Origin of the sequence: Anaerospora sp. (assembly GCF_032013335.1) — a bacterium.
Classification (GTDB): Bacteria; Bacillota; Negativicutes; order Sporomusales; family DSM-15969; genus Anaerospora.
On the sequence record NZ_DALZUO010000001.1, the window covers coordinates 119865 to 137043 of the forward strand.

Annotated in this window: 17 protein-coding genes and 1 riboswitch; of the genes, 4 read left to right on the forward strand and 13 right to left on the reverse strand. The window is 43.1% G+C overall.

What is annotated here, in order from left to right; translation table 11 throughout:
- Positions 1-10: 10 nt before the first annotated feature.
- Entirely contained in the window at positions 11-1645 is a 1635-nt protein-coding gene (locus tag RTR76_RS00585; RefSeq protein ID WP_312515351.1) for a glutamate synthase-related protein, read from the reverse strand.
- A complete protein-coding gene (locus RTR76_RS00590) occupies positions 1633-2739 on the reverse strand; it encodes a glutamate synthase (protein WP_312515354.1) in 1107 nt (368 codons plus the stop codon). Before RTR76_RS00590 ends, RTR76_RS00585 begins: the two co-directional genes overlap by 13 nt.
- Before the next feature lie 647 nt (positions 2740-3386).
- On the opposite strand from RTR76_RS00590, the gene yyaC reads away from it, so the two are divergent.
- On the forward strand, positions 3387-3971 hold the full coding sequence (yyaC, locus tag RTR76_RS00595; protein WP_312515357.1) for a spore protease YyaC: 585 nt from the start codon (positions 3387-3389) through the stop codon (positions 3969-3971).
- An 80-nt stretch (positions 3972-4051) separates the two neighbouring features.
- Here yyaC and RTR76_RS00600 read toward each other — a convergent pair whose 3' ends face one another.
- The 10 genes from RTR76_RS00600 to RTR76_RS00645 all read right to left on the reverse strand — a co-directional run bounded on the left by RTR76_RS00600 (position 4052) and on the right by RTR76_RS00645 (position 11732).
- The gene (locus RTR76_RS00600) at positions 4052-4288 is read right to left on the reverse strand and encodes a YkuS family protein (RefSeq protein WP_312515359.1); all 237 of its coding nucleotides are present in this window, start codon (positions 4286-4288) and stop codon (positions 4052-4054) included.
- Positions 4289-4313: 25 nt separating this feature from the next.
- Positions 4314-4550, reverse strand: coding sequence for a YkuS family protein (locus tag RTR76_RS00605; protein WP_312515362.1), 237 nt, complete (start codon positions 4548-4550; stop codon positions 4314-4316).
- Between the two features lie 82 nt (positions 4551-4632).
- A complete protein-coding gene (locus tag RTR76_RS00610; protein WP_312515365.1) occupies positions 4633-5019 on the reverse strand; it encodes a polymer-forming cytoskeletal protein in 387 nt (128 codons plus the stop codon).
- A 19-nt stretch (positions 5020-5038) separates the two neighbouring features.
- A complete protein-coding gene (locus tag RTR76_RS00615; RefSeq protein ID WP_312515368.1) occupies positions 5039-5971 on the reverse strand; it encodes a M23 family metallopeptidase in 933 nt (310 codons plus the stop codon).
- 95 nt (positions 5972-6066) lie between these two features.
- Complete coding sequence (locus tag RTR76_RS00620; RefSeq protein WP_312515371.1) at positions 6067-6582, reverse strand: DUF4446 family protein; 516 nt, start codon at positions 6580-6582, stop codon at positions 6067-6069.
- Positions 6583-6613: 31 nt separating this feature from the next.
- A complete protein-coding gene (locus RTR76_RS00625; RefSeq protein WP_312515374.1) occupies positions 6614-7291 on the reverse strand; it encodes a DUF554 domain-containing protein in 678 nt (225 codons plus the stop codon).
- A gap of 76 nt (positions 7292-7367) precedes the next feature.
- A complete protein-coding gene (gene hydF / locus RTR76_RS00630; protein WP_312515377.1) occupies positions 7368-8591 on the reverse strand; it encodes a [FeFe] hydrogenase H-cluster maturation GTPase HydF in 1224 nt (407 codons plus the stop codon).
- 35 nt (positions 8592-8626) lie between these two features.
- The gene (locus RTR76_RS00635; RefSeq protein WP_312515380.1) at positions 8627-10033 is read right to left on the reverse strand and encodes an aspartate ammonia-lyase; all 1407 of its coding nucleotides are present in this window, start codon (positions 10031-10033) and stop codon (positions 8627-8629) included.
- 42 nt (positions 10034-10075) lie between these two features.
- Complete coding sequence (locus RTR76_RS00640) at positions 10076-10978, reverse strand: ParB/RepB/Spo0J family partition protein (protein WP_312515383.1); 903 nt, start codon at positions 10976-10978, stop codon at positions 10076-10078.
- On the reverse strand, positions 10971-11732 hold the full coding sequence (locus RTR76_RS00645; RefSeq protein WP_312515386.1) for an AAA family ATPase: 762 nt from the start codon (positions 11730-11732) through the stop codon (positions 10971-10973). Before RTR76_RS00645 ends, RTR76_RS00640 begins: the two co-directional genes overlap by 8 nt.
- 254 nt (positions 11733-11986) lie before the next feature.
- Positions 11987-12089, forward strand: a riboswitch (SAM riboswitch).
- Between the two features lie 61 nt (positions 12090-12150).
- On the opposite strand from RTR76_RS00645, the gene RTR76_RS00650 reads away from it, so the two are divergent.
- From RTR76_RS00650 to RTR76_RS00660, 3 genes are read left to right on the forward strand one after another with little or no spacing between them, the layout of a single operon-like run.
- Positions 12151-12837, forward strand: a complete 687-nt coding sequence (locus tag RTR76_RS00650; RefSeq protein WP_312515390.1) for a vitamin B12 dependent-methionine synthase activation domain-containing protein — start codon at positions 12151-12153, stop codon at positions 12835-12837.
- A 60-nt stretch (positions 12838-12897) separates the two neighbouring features.
- On the forward strand, positions 12898-15282 hold the full coding sequence (locus RTR76_RS00655) for a homocysteine S-methyltransferase family protein (RefSeq protein WP_312515393.1): 2385 nt from the start codon (positions 12898-12900) through the stop codon (positions 15280-15282).
- Positions 15279-16139, forward strand: coding sequence for a methylenetetrahydrofolate reductase (locus RTR76_RS00660; RefSeq protein WP_312515396.1), 861 nt, complete (start codon positions 15279-15281; stop codon positions 16137-16139). Before RTR76_RS00655 ends, RTR76_RS00660 begins: the two co-directional genes overlap by 4 nt.
- A gap of 90 nt (positions 16140-16229) precedes the next feature.
- Here the strand turns inward: RTR76_RS00660 and noc are convergent, their stop codons facing one another.
- Positions 16230-17144, reverse strand: coding sequence for a nucleoid occlusion protein (gene noc, locus RTR76_RS00665; RefSeq protein ID WP_312515398.1), 915 nt, complete (start codon positions 17142-17144; stop codon positions 16230-16232).
- Between the last annotated feature and the right edge of the window lie 35 nt (positions 17145-17179).

A 17179-nucleotide genomic window follows, 5' to 3' on the forward strand; every position in this document is an offset into this window, starting at 1 on the left:
CGCTTCCCTCCTAACATGAATATTGAATAGCCAACTTATCTGCCACTGCCTTATCTGTACTTACTAAGGCATCTGACCGGCCTACCGGAAGTGAACTGTTGCCGATAGGGGCCATTAATTTACGTAATTCCTGATCAAAGGCCAGCGTATATTCTACGATGCTCTGAGCGGCCTTATCAATATCCAGCCGTTTAACCAGCCGCGGATCCTGTGTACAGATACCTGTCGGGCAAAGGCCGGTATTACACGCATTGCAGCGTCCTTGTTCATTCGCAATGCAACCCATGAGCTGCGCAAGAATTTTTCCAATGAATACGCCGTTTGCTCCTAAACAGATCAATTTAAAAGCATCGGCAGCAGCATTGCCGGTCAGTCCTACACCGCCGCCTGCCCACAAAGGAATTTGGCCCTGACGGCCTTGCTTAACAGCTGCCAGATAGCATTCACGGGTCTTGGATACGATCGGATGACCAGTATGATCAAGGGAGACTTCGTTTGCTGCGCCTGTTCCCCCTTGAATTCCATCGATAAAAAATCCACCGCAAATATAGTAGGGATCCCTCAGTAGATTATTGTAAACCGAGACAGACGTTGCTGAAGCAGCACATTTAATCGCTACAGGCACACGAAATTTGAATGCCGCATTGAGTGACATGTGCATCTTTTGTACTGATTCTTCAATTGAATAAAGCCCCTGATGATTAGGAGGTGACAGCAGATCGGCTTTCGGAACACCTCTGATAGCCTGAATATGTTCTGCTACTTTTGCAGCAGGCAGCAAGCCGCCATCCCCCGGTTTTGCTCCCTGCCCGATTTTAATTAGGATACCTGCAGGATCGGTAACCATATGGGGCATTGCCTTTATAATCCGGTTCCAGCCAAAATGTCCCGATGCGATCTGGATAATGGTGTACTTCAAATACTTTGATTTTAATAATTTAACAGGCATGCCGCCTTCACCGGAGGACATCCTCACCGGTAAATTATGCTTTTCATTTAAATAAGCAGTTGCCAGACATACTGCTTCCCACGCCCGGGTTGACAAAGCCCCAACTGACATATCACTAAAAATCAGCGGATAAATCCAGCTTACCGGTGGTGTTTTAGCATTAATCTCCAAGTTCCCGTCCTGAATTGAGAACGGCAGCTCCTGCGGCAGTAGAACACGCCCAAAGGGAGCTAAAATATCAAAGCTGTGCCGTTCTGCATCCAAAGAAGGGTCGGTCATTTGGGAAATGCGGCCAACAACAATTTTATCCAGGACTCGGTCCGCCATAACATTAGTGCGGCCGCCGCGTTTAATCGGCGAACCACCGCTACGGGCAAGCAGATTAAAGCGTGTGTCCTGGTTTCTAACAGGATTAATAGCCTGATTAGGGCATACTTTCTCACACATTCCACAACCAACACAAGCATTAGCTAATGATTTCTTTTGTTTAATCACCGGACTTGCCGTGTGCCGCTGCGAGGGTTCAGGCTGATGACCGGTTGAAACAGTAACAGAGCGTCTCTCCATAACAGCTTCAATTGCCTGAAAGGTACAGGCAGCAACGCAGCTGCCGCACATCGTACAGCGTTCAGGACGATACTCAATTTTCCAAGGCAAATCATTGCATGTTATGTCTTGTATTTTTACTGTTTCCATCGTTGCACCTCCATTTCAGGCGTAATCATAACCACTTCTCGTTCGTTTGGATAGATATCCAAATCACGGTTGCGATGCGGTAGAATCGTATTAAGCCCGCATACTTCCGAAGAGATCGCCATCGTATCTCCGTCGCCCCCAATAATAACGGGGCGCAGTTTCTTAGAGTCGCAACACGAGATCATACTCCCATCAGGCAGCATGCCAATAATCGTATTAGGTCCATTGATCTCCAAATGGCCCAAAGTCTGACGAATTAAATGCAATACTGCTTTATCAGGGCGAGAGTCAATTTCCTGAAAGGATAAGGGCGTAATAACATGCTTATAGTATTTAATAGGCCACTTCAGTGTCCTAAGTACATAATGCAATGTATAAAGGAAATTTTGGGAATCGGATTCAAAACCAATATATCCTTTATTCAAAGATCGCTGATATTCTTTATTTTTAGTGTAAAACGTATTTTCGCCATTCGCACACAGTGTGTATCCTTGAATAAAGAATGGATGCGCCGCATATCTGACAATATCATAATTTGTATTCTGACGGCACTGTACGACGATATTCTTGGCAACCATATCTCCCGAATCATCCCACAACCGGAAATAAGTGGCAATATCGCGAGGATCACCAATCTCTTTTAATGTAAGAACATCAGGCCAAAATGAATAAACATATCCTTGATCATCCTTTTCCAGCAATGCTCTTACAGCTAAACGGGTTTCGGTCAGCAAATCTTCTTTTGCTTCTTTGCTTGCTTTCTTAAAATATTCAGGGTAATCATATACCTTAAAAATATAATGTGGCATAGCCTGAATATCTAGGCCCGGTACCTTGTTCATGTTAGGTACCCACTCGTATATTGCAATAAAGCCGCGAGTTTCCATATAGTTTTCTACCAGATTTGCGCCTTTTTGCGTACAAGCCAGTGACATTAACGGTTTATCCTTATAATCGGCAAAAACGCCACCTAAATCCTGAATTACCATGGCGAAACCCGAATTGTCATGTCCCTCCTGCTGCGGAATCATCAGCTTTAGGGCCTGCGACGGATGAAAGTAGTGTTTGCTTTTAATCGCACCTATCCTGCACACAGTTCTCACCTCTCCTGCCTACATAATTTTTAAAATAATAAAAGCCCTAGGGGGAAGCTCCGGACAAATCCGGGACTTTCCGCTAGGGCTTTTTCTTCCCACGGTGTAACGTGCTGGCACGTCTAGTGCCGCTCGGTCCAGCCCGCCTTTGCGCGGAACCCTAGGCACACTCCCACTGGATATTTGTTTTTTCACAGTATACCTACGCAACATTTCTACGTAAATATGTAACTGCTTACTTCATTATAAGAAGGTTGATCCAATGTGTCAATATGCATTTATTTATTAAGTTTATTCTGATAAATCCTTCAAATACAGCATTGGATACCTGCATTACTATTTTACATGTGAATATTTATGCATTTAGTTGCTTGCAAAATCAGCTGATTTTGCTAATCAAATGTGTTAACTTTCTCAAATAATTCGGCTGTTAAGGGTAATAATTTGTCTACATGTTGACATTGCATACTGTTAACAATGTTTTGAATTGTTTTTCTGTATACAAAATATCTTTGTCCGTAAGGAGTGAATGACTGTAAAAAAATTTATTCCATTCCTGCAATTTATTTGATCTTATTTGTGGACTTTGTATAGCAACAGGGTAAACCGTTAATACTGGTAATAAAATACAGCAAGGAGTTTCACTAATGCTCACTACTATATTTAATTTCCCTAAAACTTCGCCTGTGAAAAACGAGCAAAAGTTTAGCGTTCACCAGCCTACCACCATGTATGATATTGCTAATTCCGTTCGGGACATTACCCGCCAGGCTGCTGCTGAAAGCAAAGATATTGTTATTCTTTGCATTGGTACCGATCGTTCAACAGGTGATTCTTTAGGTCCGTTAACCGGCAGCAAGTTAAAAACGCTCAACCAGCATCCTCACATTTTTGGGACTCTTGATGATCCTGTTCATGCCACTAACTTGGCTACTATGATTAGTTATATTCAGTTAAACTATAATAGCCCTTTTATAATTGCTGTTGATGCCTGCCTCGGAAAACTCGAAAGCGTCGGCTATGTCTCGTTGGGTTATGGACCAGTAAAGCCCGGAGCTGCCGTCAATAAGGATCTTCCATCGGTCGGTGATGCGTATATTACGGGTATTGTGAATGTCGGCGGTTTTATGGAGCATATGGTACTGCAAAGTACTCGCCTTAATCTAGTTGTTAAAATGGCTGATACCATTGCACACGGCCTGTCTTTTGGATTAAGCTCAGTTCGCCATTAATTACTTTGTACTCTTGTCAATCTTATTACTAAAAGAGGGGGATTCCGGTGTTAGCCGGAATCCCCCTCTTTTCTTTGCTGTTACAGTTTCTGCAGTTCAGCTAAAATATCAGCAGCACTTTTACCTGTCGCATCAATTACCGGCACATCTGTCAATGCTGTCTCGATATTCATTAAATTATTATCTGCACCACTAACTACTACAGCATCTACCGTATCCAGACTACTCTCATCCAGATCAATGACTTCATATCCCTCATTCTCCAGAAAATCAGCTAACCGGGATAAATTCTTTTCTACAGCAATCAAACCATTCATCTTTGCACCTCACCTTCTCATCTGTTTAGCAAAGCTGCTCATTTAAGGTATCTGCCACTTGCTGCGGAGTTTTGCCGGCAGCATTCACCAGAACGGTGCTCCCTGCTAAACGGCTGCTTGTCGCAGACGATGCAACCAGGCCGGAAAAAATTACTGCCTGTACAGGACGGACACAGTCGGCCATATCAATTACTTCGCAGCCGCAAGTGTTTAAATGTGCTTTGATATCATCGAGACCAGTTTCAATGGAAACTAGACGCATAATAAAAGCACCTCCTGTATTCATCTACATTGTAGTGTTTACATCGGTGCTAATTTTCATAACTGTTAAGTTTTTGCTCAGCCTAATTTTTACTTTCTTTACCTTTCTTTTCGTCAACGGAGCGCATTTCACATGCGCCTTTAAAGATTGCCCCTTCACCGATAATAAGCGTACCTGCTTTAATATCCCCTATCAGTTTAGCAGAAGCAAGCAATTCCAGTCTTTCGCTTATTTCCATATTACCGGTAACAGTTCCGCCGATTGTGGCGTTTTTGGCCTTTATTTGGGCTTTTACATTACCCGTTTCTCCGATAACAATTTCACTGGAAGTTACAATATCCCCTTCCACTTCTCCATCTATTCTCAGCGCACCAGTAGCGGTAATACTTCCTTTAAGCTGCGTACCCTGCCCAATTAACGTACCTACATGATCGCCGGAATTTACTGTGACTCTTTTTGTACCAAACATGTAAAATTCCCCTTCCTTGCTACAAAAAATTGGCTGGATTTACAGCATTATCATTAACCCGAACTTCATAGTGGACATGGGTACCAGTACTGTAACCTGTGCTTCCCATTCTGGCAATATGCGTTCCTTTTTTAATAGACTGTCCAACCTCAACCAAGTTTTCCGAATTATGTCCATACAAGGTGTGAATCCCATTACCATGGTCAATTTGCACCAGTTTTCCATAGCCCGCATACCAGCCGCTGAAAACTACTATTCCATCAGCAGTTGCGTAAATCGGAGTACCATAGTCATCAGCAATATCAATACCAGGATGCCAGTCACTTCCGCCCCCCCAGGGAGAACCTCTCCAGCCAAACCGGGAAGTTACTTCACCACTCGCCGGCCAAATAGAAGGTGTCGCTGCCAACCGGGAATTTTTATCATTAATTGCATCTTTCAAATTCAACAGGCTTTGTTCACGTACTTTAGCGCTTTCCTGTAACTCTTTCACGAGCAAAAGCAATTGGTCAGGCTGTGGCTTTACCACTGGTCCGCCTTTACCGCCTTGGCCGGAAGATGGCCGGACCACACCGGAACGGGAGGTTTGAGCAGCATCATCACTGTTAACCATGCGTCTCAGCTCTCCATCTAAGGTATTTAAGCGGTTCATATCTTCCTGTAATGCGGCTGTTGCTTTTGCCAGTTGTTCTATCTGCTGTACTTGTACTCCGTTTACCTGCCGCAGCTTATCCAATTCAACTTTATCACTCTGTGCCACATGAACTTCATACCGATAATGCAAAAATACTCCGGAAAGACAAACAATCACTATTGCCAGTGCTATCCCAGCATATTTCAGCAAGAGCATGGGTACACGTATACTGTATACTGCCTGTCCCCGATGAGGAACTACCATTAGCGTATATTCACGACGTTCAGGTTTTTTCGCTTTTGATCCTGTTACAGTCACCGAACCACCACCATATTACAAAATGCGACGCTCATATATATCTAGTTATAGATTCGCCCTATGGTATGATTTTCCTGCCTGCTTGTATTGTTTTTTTATTTGCTGTCTTGTGCACTAATGGCTTTAGCAATTGCTTCCTTTTCCTCTGTTGTCAGTAAATAGGTAGATTGCCCATTCACTATCGGTTTTGTATATATGCGTGATTCACTTCTTCCAAATAAGCTTGAGAGAACCAGTCCATTTCGGTGGCCATCAAGGAGAGCAATAGCAAAACTTAGATCACTGCCTGTATCTTCAAAAGCATTAAAGCGGACAACACCAACTTTTTGAATTGAATTATTACATATTATGTCAAGTTCTTTGCATTGATGGGATAAGTTGTTTACTTTTGTTACAACCTCCCTTACTTCTTCAATGTGAGCATGCAGTAAACGCTCGAGGTTTGCACCTTCAACTCCCTGCATGAGTTTTTGATAACGGCGGTTCATTCGAGACAGTTTCAAGTTTATGTTAATAAAAATCAATAATGCTGCAAATATAATAGCGGTCATTCCAAGCAGTACATATTGCAAGTTAACCATAATAAAATTATTTATTTGTGTAAAATCCACGCTTCAAAACATCCTTCCTAGCGAGCTAAACTTATGCCCATAATATTGTAATAACTGCTGCTAAGGGAATAGCAGGTAGTAAATTAGCAACATTGATTTTTTTTACGTCCATTATAATCATTGCAATTCCTAAAATCAGTACTCCGCCTACTGCCGTCATCTCTCTAACAACAGCTTCAGAAAATACACTGCTGATTTGTCCCGCCAACAATGTAATCCCACCCTGATAGACTAAAATGGAGAAGCTGGAAAGCGCAACGCCAATTCCCATACTGGATGTAAGAACAATTGACAAAACCCCATCCAGTATCGATTTAGCATATAAAGTGGAAGCATCACCAGTAAGACCATCCTGGATGGCACCAACAATAGCCATTGCACCGACGCAATAAATCAGACTAGCTGTAATAAAACCTTCACCTACATTTCCATAGCGACTGCCAACTTTTTTTGTCATCCAGTCACCAAGGCACTGCAATCTTTCATCAATTTTCAGGGTTTCTCCTACAAGGGCCCCACTTACAATACTCAAAATGACAATCAAGATATTTTGCGATTTTATTGCCATTTGTACTCCAATAATAAAAGTTGCCATTCCTAGGCCCTGCATAATCGTATTTTGACTTTTTTCCGGGATACCGCTTTTTATTAATAATCCCACGACTGAACCAGCCAAAATTGATACTACATTTGCTATCGTCCCTTTCATTCAACCCTCCTCTGGCTGCTAACAAGTTCATTTGCTGCCTATGCTACATATCACTATCATCTTTCTCCAACCAGTACTACTCATCCAATATCATTTGCGCTAGCGGAAAAGGTCCGAGGGTTCGATATAAAATACCATGGATTTTAGCAATTAATACTCCATAATTAACAATTGGCACTTGCTGTTCCCTGGCAACTGCCAGGCGATACAGCATTTCCCGCCGGTTAAGCATACATGATCCGCAATGAACAATCAGACTGTATTGACTGATATCTTGTGGAAACTGCATACCTGAGACCCAGTCAAACTGTAGATCTCCACCTACTGCCTGCCTGAGCCAGCGAGGGATTTTCACTTTGCCAATATCATCAGCCTGCCGGTGATGCGTACAGCCCTCTGCTATTAGCACTTTATCACCCGGCTGCAGCGTATCAATAGCCTTTGCACCTGCTACGAGTGTTTCTAAGTCACCCTTATGGCGTGCCATAAGAATAGAGAAGGAGGTTAACAATACGTCATCAGGCGTATCGGCAGCTACCTTTAGAAATTCTTGCGAATCCGTCACCACCATCCGGGGAGGCTGGCGCAAATTCGCCAAGGCATCTTTTAATTCTCTTTCTTTTACCACAATACATGAGGCATCATGATCTAATATATCGCGAATCGTTTGAACTTGAGGCAGGATCAGCCTGCCTTTTGGTGCAGCTGTATCAATAGGAACAACAAGAACAACCGTATCTCCGCCATTCAGCAGGTCTCCAATAACCGGCGTTCCTTCCCAGTCAGCAGGAGCCTTTTCTATTAGCAGCCGTTTTAATTCCTCTATTCCTAGCTTAGTTTGAGCGCTCAACAGATGAATTCTTAGGTCTAATTCTTTTTCCCAAACTGCCACAACCTCTTTATCAGGCTTCAGTATATCGATTTTATTCACTACTGCTAAGGCTGGAATATTACGCTTATCAATATTTTCCTTCAGGCTAATTTCAAACTCAGTTACTCCCTCGCCAGGGTCAAGCACAATAACCGCCAGATCAGCCTTATTCAATACCTGCATTGTTCGTTCGACCCTAAGTGCTCCCAAATCACCAACATCATCAATACCGGCTGTATCAATCATCATAACCGGTCCCAGTGGTAAGATCTCCATTGCCTTATATACAGGATCAGTCGTAGTCCCCGGTACATCTGATACAAGTGCAATATCCTGATTCGTTAAAGCATTAATTAGACTGGACTTTCCGGCATTACGGCGGCCAAAAATAGCAATATGCAGTCTCGATCCTTTCGGTGTATCTTGCATGCTATATTCCTCACTTCTCCATTATCGATCTAATCTTATATTTTTGCACGCTGAAGAGGCTGAGTCATTCTTTGTATATCAAAAATCACTTTGCATTCTTCACTTGTGACTATCCCTAATTCCATAGCTGCCTGATCAATCGCCATTTTTTTATGATGAGCATAACGGGCAGCTTGTGTTGCCCGGTCATACCCGACATAAGGAACCAGGGCTGCTGCAGCTGCTAAGCTTTTATCCAGCAGCTGCTTACACCGCTCTTCATTAGCTTCTATACCACAGATACACAGATCCCCAAACGCTATGACGCAGCGATTCAGCATTTGAATATTGCCTAACAAATGGTGAGCTATCAGCGGTAAAAAAGCATTTAATTCTAACTGGCCACCCTGCGCTGCCATTGTAATCGCAGCATCACCAGCAATTACATGATAAGCAATTTGATTCACCGCTTCTGGAATAACCGGATTTACTTTTCCCGGCATTAAGGAAGAACCAGCCTGTCTTTCAGGCAGGCATATTTCTCCTAAACCGGCTATCGGTCCGGATGATAATAAGCGCAAATCATTTGCTATTTTATTTAAATTAACTGCAAGAGTTTTTATTAATCCCGATACTTCAACAAAAACATCGGCATTTTGCGTTATGTCGACCATATTCTCTGCTCTGGCTAGGCCAAGTTTCGCTAAACCGCGTACCCGTTCATTGACCATATAAATGTATTTTCGATCCGCATTTAATCCTGTCCCCACTGCAGTACCACCTAAATTGGTCTGGCGGAGTCGCTCTTCCACTTTATATAGCCGCCACCGGTCACGAGAAATTGCCTGAGCAAAAGCACTAAACTCCTGACCGAGCAATATAGGAACTGCATCTTGCAGCTGAGTTCGACCAACCTTAACAACCGCAGCAAACTGCGCCTCTTTTTCTTGTAATTGCTGCTGTAAAGCTGCACAGGCTTCACTTAACGGTTGCAACAGCCATATTGCTGCTATTCTAAGTGCTGTCGGATAAACATCGTTTGTTGACTGATGGAGGTTAACATGATTAAGCGGATGTACCAGGCCATATTCACCGCGATTGCCGCCTAATAACTCGATTGCCCGGTTAGCGAGTACTTCATTGACATTCATATTGGTCGAAGTTCCTGCTCCCCCTTGTAAGGCATCCACGACAAATTGTTCATTCCACCGTCCATCTATTACTTCTTCAGCTGCTTTGATAATTGCATTGCCAATTGCAGGTTCTAACCATCCTAATTCACTATTAGTCATAGCAGCGGCCTTTTTAATTAATGCAATAGCCTTGATAAGTGTTAAGTCTACCGGAAATCCGCTCATCGAGAAATTTTCTACTGCTCTCACTGTGTGTATGCCATAGTAGGCTTCAGCTGGAACGTTCCGTTCACCGATGAGGTCTTTTTCTACACGAAAAGCATTATCCATTGCAATCACCTATTGCTATGTTTTTTTGTTTCACGTGAAACATTACACAACTAAAGGTCCTTGAAGCTTACTAGCTGCCGCTTCCGCCTGTGGCGCGCCAAGAGTCTCAATGATTCGTTCTAAATCATCTCCAGAATAAAATTCAATTTCTATTTTGCTTTTAATTTTGCCTGGTTTAATTTTCACCTGCGTCCCGAGAATCATTTTGAGACGATCCTCAGCTTCAACTAGAAAAAATTCTCTTTTCTCAGGTTGCACCTGTTTTCTTACTCGCGGTGTTGTAGCTAAACGTTTCACTAACTCCTCTGCATCACGGGCAGACAGATCTTCTTCGATAATAATATCTGCAGCTTCAATCTGTAATTCTTCACTTTCTAATGATAAAATTGGTCTTGCTTGTCCCATCGATAATGTTCCACGTGAAACATGTTCTTGTACAACAAGCGTTAAATTAAGCAATCGGACCATATTCGCGATGTGAGATCGACTACGACCAATCTTACGAGCTACTTCTTCTTGCGTAAGTCCGAATTCTTCCATCAGCTTTTTATAAGCAAAAGCTTCCTCAATCGGATTTAAATCTTCCCGCTGCAGATTCTCAATTAATGCAATTTCCGTCATTTCTGCATCAGTATACTCTCTAATAACAGCGGGAATGGTTTTTAAACCTGCTAATTGTGATGCCCGCCAGCGCCGCTCGCCTGCAACCAACTCATAACCATTGAGCGTCTTACGCACAACTATTGGTTGAACAACACCATATTGCTTAATTGATTGTGCTAAATCCGCTAAAGCCTCTGAATCAAATACTCGTCTAGGCTGAAATTTATTAGGTGTAATAATCGTTACAGGAATATCTGTAGTTGGTCCAAGTTGTTCGCTATTGGTTGTTGACGCGGTTTGTATAAGAGCGTCTAAGCCACGACCTAATCCACGTTTACTCATCACCAATCACCTCTCTAGCTAAATCAAAATAAACTTCTGCCCCTTTGGATTTTGGATCATAAATCATAACAGGCTGACCATGGCTGGGCGCTTCACTTAAGCGGACATTACGGGGAATAATTGTTTGATATACCTTATTACGAAAATGATTTTTCACTTCATCTACAACCTGAATAGAGAGGTTTGTTCTGGCATCAAACATTGTAAGAACTACCCCTTCCAAGGTAAGAGAAGGATTTAAGTTTTTTTGAACGAGCTGTATGGTATTCATCAATTGTGTTAATCCTTCCAGCGCATAGAACTCGCACTGAATAGGGACAAGAACAGAATTGGCAGCAGTTAAAGAGTTAATCGTTAAAAGACCTAATGAAGGAGGGCAATCAATAATCACAAAATCATAATTGTACTTAATTTTATCTAGTGCACGCTTTACTTTTGTTTCACGGGACATAATGGATACTAATTCGATTTCTGCACCTGCTAGCTGAATAGTAGCAGGCAATAATGATAAATTGGGGACTTCTGTTTGCAGCGTTAGCGACTCGATTGGCACATCATTAACCAAAGCATCATATACACACCGCTTAATAGTTGATTTGTTTACTCCCAGGCCACTCGTAGAATTTCCTTGCGGATCTATATCAACAAGCAGTACCTTTTTGCCAAGCGCGGCCAAACAGGCGCTCAGATTAACAGAAGTTGTTGTTTTACCAACGCCTCCCTTCTGATTGGCAATGGCGATCACTTTAACCAAAATAATTCACCTCATCTAATGTAAGTCTTGCTGAACTTCCACATAAAACCATCTTTCTCCTGCAAAAAATACATCTTAATACCAGAAAAGCCATTGCCCGACAAAACTTTATTCTTATTAACATAATAATAATAAAATGAAACAGGTTAATATTTATCATTATGGTTAACATAACGATAAATATTAACCTTTAGTTGACAACTTCTCGTCTAATACGATATAGTAATTCCATTACGATAACTACATACTAATATCTCTTATCCAGAGAGGTCGAGGGACTGGCCCGATGACACCCGGCAACCGGCAGCAATGCAGTGGTGCCAAATCCAGCAGGAAAGTATTCCTGAAAGATGAGAGGAAAGGTATTGCCCCCTTTCCTTACGGATTGGGGGCTTATGTATTATAAGGAGGGAAATCAGTGCCGGTTTATAATGCCACATTACAAAAAGTTGATGAAAAGGAAACTCGCCGTTATGCCGGACTGGCACGAAGTGAGGATTTCCCGACTAAACTAATAAGTGAAGCTTGCTTAGAGGTACAAAGCCTGGCAAAACCTGCGGGGATTTATGAGATATACCCCTACCAATCAGAGCAGGCACTCATTGCAGCCCTTGAACCATTAAAACTCACCGGTGAAGTTATCAAAAAACATCTTGCTGGTGCTGAAAAAGTAGCTATATTAGCTGTAACAATCGGCAAGCAATTAGAGCAAGCAATAACCGGTCATTTTGAAAAAGGTGAATACACCTCGGCATTACTACTGGATGCAGCAGCTACTACTGCTGTCGAAATGGTAGCTGATCAACTGAATGAGTTAATTGACCAGCAGGCAGCCCGTCTTGGGTATAAAACCACCTGGCGCTTCAGCCCTGGCTATGGCAACTGGGACATCACAGCTCAGACCGCAATCATTAAACTTGCCGGAGCCGAACAAATCGGTATTACAGTAACTGAAACGTCTATGATGTCACCTAGAAAATCAGTATCCGCCGTCATTGGTTTTATTCCCCGCTCATCTACTATGGTTACAGCTGCAGATTCAGAGATCAAGAACACATGTGCAAATTGTAGCCAAGTCGATTGCCACAGCAAGAAAACAAAATAACAGTCTCTTACATACAAATAAAAACAATCCCTTTTTATAAAGAAAGGAGCCTAACCTACTATGATTCATGTATTTGACGGTGCTATGGGTACCATGCTGCAGCAAGCAGGGTTACCACTTGGCTATTGTCCGGAATTGTATAATATTGAACAGCCTCATATCATTACCGCAATCCATCAGCAGTACATTGCCAGCGGTGCTACGATCATTGAAACAAATACATTCGGTGCCAACCGTATCAAACTTCAGCACTATGGTTTGAGCAATAAAGTGGCAGAGCTCAATAAATGCGCTGTTAATGCTGCACGCCAGGCTTGCGGCCCACAAACTAAGATTGCCGGCTCTGTAGGACCAACAGGTAAATTTATTACACCAATCGGCAATTTAGGCTTTGATGAAGCCTACGATGTTTTCTATGAGCAAATTTGTGCTCTCGCTGAAGCGGGTGTTGATTATATCCTGATAGAAACAGTAATTGATATCCAGGAGATGCGTGCAGCTTTATTAGCTGCTAAAGCAGCCACAACTAAGCCTGTTATTTGTCAGCTCTCCTACGGAGCAGATGGCCGGACAGTCACAGGAACAGACCCACAGACGGCAGCTATCATTCTTGAGGCAATGGGTGCCTCTGTTATCGGCGCTAATTGCTCGCTTGGTCCGGCTCAACTGCTGCCAATTGCAGAAAGCCTCGCCAAAGCAACCAGCTTGCCTATCAGTATTCAGGCCAACGCCGGTATGCCGGAACTAATCAATGGTCAGACTGTATTTCCGATGAGTGCTGCGCAAATGGCCGAGTGGATACCTAAATTGCTTTCTGCAGGTGTTTCTTACATTGGTGGTTGTTGCGGTACAACACCTGATCATATTAAGGAGATTCGAAACGTAGTAGATCATTTCGACCAAAATCTGGTGCCGCATCGTCAAGTACCGGCATATACAGCTTTAACCAGCCGCAGCAAAACAGTCTTTCTCGGACCCTCCTTTCCTACTGCCATCATTGGCGAAAGGATTAATCCTACCGGGCGAAAAGCATTGGCTGCAGATATAAAGGAAGGCCAGTTTATCGCAGTAAAGAAAGAAGCTCTCGGCCAGGTTCGGGCAGGCGCGAAAATACTTGACGTAAATATGGGTGTCCCCGGTATTGACCAGGCAGCTGCTATGACTCAGGCTATACGGGAATTATCTATGCTGGTAGATGTACCATTAGCAATCGATACGACTGATCCGGAGGCATTAGAAGCAGGTTTAAAAGCTTATCCCGGAAGAGCCTTAATCAATTCAGTAAGTGCAGAACCGGAAAGACTGGAAAGCTTTTTACCCTTAGCGAAAAAATACGGTGCAGCCGTACTATGCTTGCCGATAGCCCCCGGAGGAGTGCCACAAACTGCCCAAGAGAGGGTTGATGTCATTCACACGATCGTAGACGCTGCCTTTGCCGCCGGATTACGGCCCAATGACCTGCTGCTGGATGCATTAGTTCTCACTGTGGCAGCAGAGAAACAAGCAGCTCTGGAAACACTGGACACCCTCCGGCAATATCGTCAGCACTTTGGTTATCCGGCCGTAATGGGCTTAAGCAATATCTCCTTCGGCCTGCCCCGCCGTGATCTGATGAATGCCACCTTCTGCGCTATGAGCCTGGCTGCAGGTCTTGATGCACCGATTTTAAATCCTTATGACCCATTAATGCAGGATATAATAGCATCTTCACAGCCCCTCTTAGGTCATGATAAAAACGGCAAATACTATAGTACCGTTTATGGGGCAGCACCGCCGAGTGCTCCAGCTAGAGCCGCAGACCGAACAGGCAGTCTGCTTGACCAAATACGCATTGCTGTTGAAGACGGCGAGAAAGAAGCTGTCATTCCGCTGGTACGCCAAGCTCTGAATGATGGTCATACAGCACTTGATATTACTGATAACGGCTTAACTGCAGCGATGAACAACATTGGCGCTGCCTATGGAGCAGGCCACTGCTACCTGCCGCAGGTTATGTTGGCTGCCGAAACAATGCGGTCAGCGTTTCTCACCATTAAAGAAATCCTTCCCTCTCACAGTACCACCAGCCGCGGAAAAGTAGTACTGGCAACAGTCAAGGGTGATATTCATGATCTTGGTAAAAATATCGTTGCCGCTCTATTAGAGAATAATGGTTTTACCGTTATTGATCTTGGCAAAGACGTAGATACAGCGACAATTGTTGAAGCGGTTTACAGCCATCAAGCTCATATTGTAGGCCTTTGTGCATTAATGACGACAACGATGCCACAAATTGATGCAACAATAATAGCATTAAAGAATGCCGGACTCTCAGTAAAAACAATCGTTGGCGGTGCTGTCCTCACACAGGAATATGCAGACAGAGCCGGTGCCGATACCTATGCATCTGACGGAGTCGCTGCAGTCAATATTGCCAAACAATTAATGGAGGAAACGACCATATGAGTACATTACAAACCAAGCTCGCTAATGGCCAATTTACCTTAACGGTAGAGTTAGATCCTCCTAAAAGTGCTGATGCGTCAAAAACTATTTCAGAAGCACAGCAGCTCAAGAGCCGTATCGATGCTGTCAATATTGCAGACTGCCCTATGGCTAATCTGCGTATGAGTCCCATTGCCCTATCCCATGTGATTCAGGCTGATGTGGGTTTAGAGACAATCTTTCATCTTACCTGCCGTGACCGCAATATCATTGGATTGCAAGCAGAATTACTGGGAGCTGCCGCTCTTGGGGTTCATAATATACTAGCGCTCACAGGAGATCATCCTCAGCAAGGAGATCATCCCCAGGCAAAAGCTGTTTTTGAAACTGATTCAACGGGATTAATTGAATTATCGGCAAAGCTAAATAACGGGCGCGATACTATGGGAAATGAACTAGGGAAAGGTACTTCTTTCTTTATCGGCACCGCAGTCAATCCCGGAGCCGATGATTTAGATAAAGAACTGGAAAAGTTATCAGCAAAAATAGCTGCAGGTGCCCGCTTCGTTCAAACACAGCCAGTATATGACCTGGAAATAGCCAAGCGATTTATGGAGAAAGTAAAAGACCTGCCAATTTACGTTTTGATGGGCATTTTACCGCTTAAGAGCCACAAAATGGCGCTTTATCTCCACGAAAAGGTCCCAGGAATTACTATTCCTCAGACAATTATGGACCGTATGGCAGCAGGTGGAAAAGCAGCCGGACTTGAGATAGCAGCCGAGCTGGTCAGAGGCACCAAAAATATAGCTCATGGTGTTCATATCATGCCATTAAATGATATTCAAACAGTAGTGGCACTGACTGACCAACTATAAAGCTTCATGCTTCCTATCCTCTTAAAACTTATAAGCTCTGATACAGTAAAGAGGCACGTTGCTTTTATGCAGCGTGCCTCTTATTTATGATCATTTTCGTTTTGGTATCCTGAGATTAATGGTAACATAATCATCATCCTGATCTTGTTTAACCATTACATTTAAACCTGTTTTCTTTATATCAGTTACCACTTTATTAATTGTATTAATAAAAATGCGAGCATCACGGATAATTTTAATAACATTTTGCTTAGGAGCATTCTTTTTTGCCATTTCCCGGGAAATGTCTTCAAGAACTTCCTCAATGTAATTCTCCGTTTCCCTTACATTCATTCCTTTTTGCCGGACGCTGTTTAAAATCTCCATTTGCATAGCAGGATCTTCAATTTTAAGCAATGAACGGGCATGACGCTCAGTCAGATTATCATCAACGAGAATCGTTTGTACATCACCGGGAAGTTTCAATAGACGAAGCTTATTCGCTATAGTAGACTGACTTTTTCCCAGCCGGCGAGCTAATTCATCCTGCGTTAAGCCAAAATTAAACAATAAGGTTTGATAACCCAATGCTTCCTCTAAAAAATGCAAATCTTCGCGCTGAAGATTCTCGATCATGGCTAGTTCAGCCATTTCCTTATCATCCAAAACGCGAATAATAACCGGTACTTCCGTTAATCCGGCAAGCTTAGAAGCCCGCAAACGACGTTCTCCGGCAATCAGCTCAAATCCAGCATCAGTACGCCGGACAAGCAAAGGCTGAATAATTCCATACTCCCGTATTGAACTGGATAGTTCTTGCAACGCTTCATCATTAAATATCTTTCGAGGCTGAAATGGATTAGGAACAATTGTTTCGATGGCAACAGTTTGAATTTCTACCGCATTTTCTACGCAACTCTCAATAACAGCAGCTGTCTCGGCTATATGTTCTAAATGCGTTAACACCGGCTTGTCCTGTTCCATTTTCTCATTCCCCAAACCCAGAAACCGGGCTAATTTTTTCATGAGAACACCGCCTTACCACAATCTATCTTCCTATT

Bases quoted from the DNA above. Each gene is read 5' to 3' on its own strand.
- RTR76_RS00635 (WP_312515380.1), bottom strand. From the start codon at position 10,033: ATGGATAATGCTTTTCGTGTAGAAAAAGACCTCATCGGTGAACGGAAC.
- RTR76_RS00605 (WP_312515362.1), bottom strand. From the start codon at position 4,550: ATGCGTCTAGTTTCCATTGAAACTGGTCTCGATGATATCAAAGCACAT.
- yyaC (WP_312515357.1), top strand. From the start codon at position 3,387: ATGCTCACTACTATATTTAATTTCCCTAAAACTTCGCCTGTGAAAAAC.
- RTR76_RS00600 (WP_312515359.1), bottom strand. From the start codon at position 4,288: ATGAATGGTTTGATTGCTGTAGAAAAGAATTTATCCCGGTTAGCTGAT.
- RTR76_RS00655 (WP_312515393.1), top strand. From the start codon at position 12,898: ATGATTCATGTATTTGACGGTGCTATGGGTACCATGCTGCAGCAAGCA.
- noc (WP_312515398.1), bottom strand. From the start codon at position 17,144: ATGAAAAAATTAGCCCGGTTTCTGGGTTTGGGGAATGAGAAAATGGAA.
- RTR76_RS00660 (WP_312515396.1), top strand. From the start codon at position 15,279: ATGAGTACATTACAAACCAAGCTCGCTAATGGCCAATTTACCTTAACG.
- hydF (WP_312515377.1), bottom strand. From the start codon at position 8,591: ATGCAAGATACACCGAAAGGATCGAGACTGCATATTGCTATTTTTGGC.
- RTR76_RS00625 (WP_312515374.1), bottom strand. From the start codon at position 7,291: ATGAAAGGGACGATAGCAAATGTAGTATCAATTTTGGCTGGTTCAGTC.
- RTR76_RS00610 (WP_312515365.1), bottom strand. From the start codon at position 5,019: ATGTTTGGTACAAAAAGAGTCACAGTAAATTCCGGCGATCATGTAGGT.
- RTR76_RS00640 (WP_312515383.1), bottom strand. From the start codon at position 10,978: ATGAGTAAACGTGGATTAGGTCGTGGCTTAGACGCTCTTATACAAACC.
- RTR76_RS00585 (WP_312515351.1), bottom strand. From the start codon at position 1,645: ATGGAAACAGTAAAAATACAAGACATAACATGCAATGATTTGCCTTGG.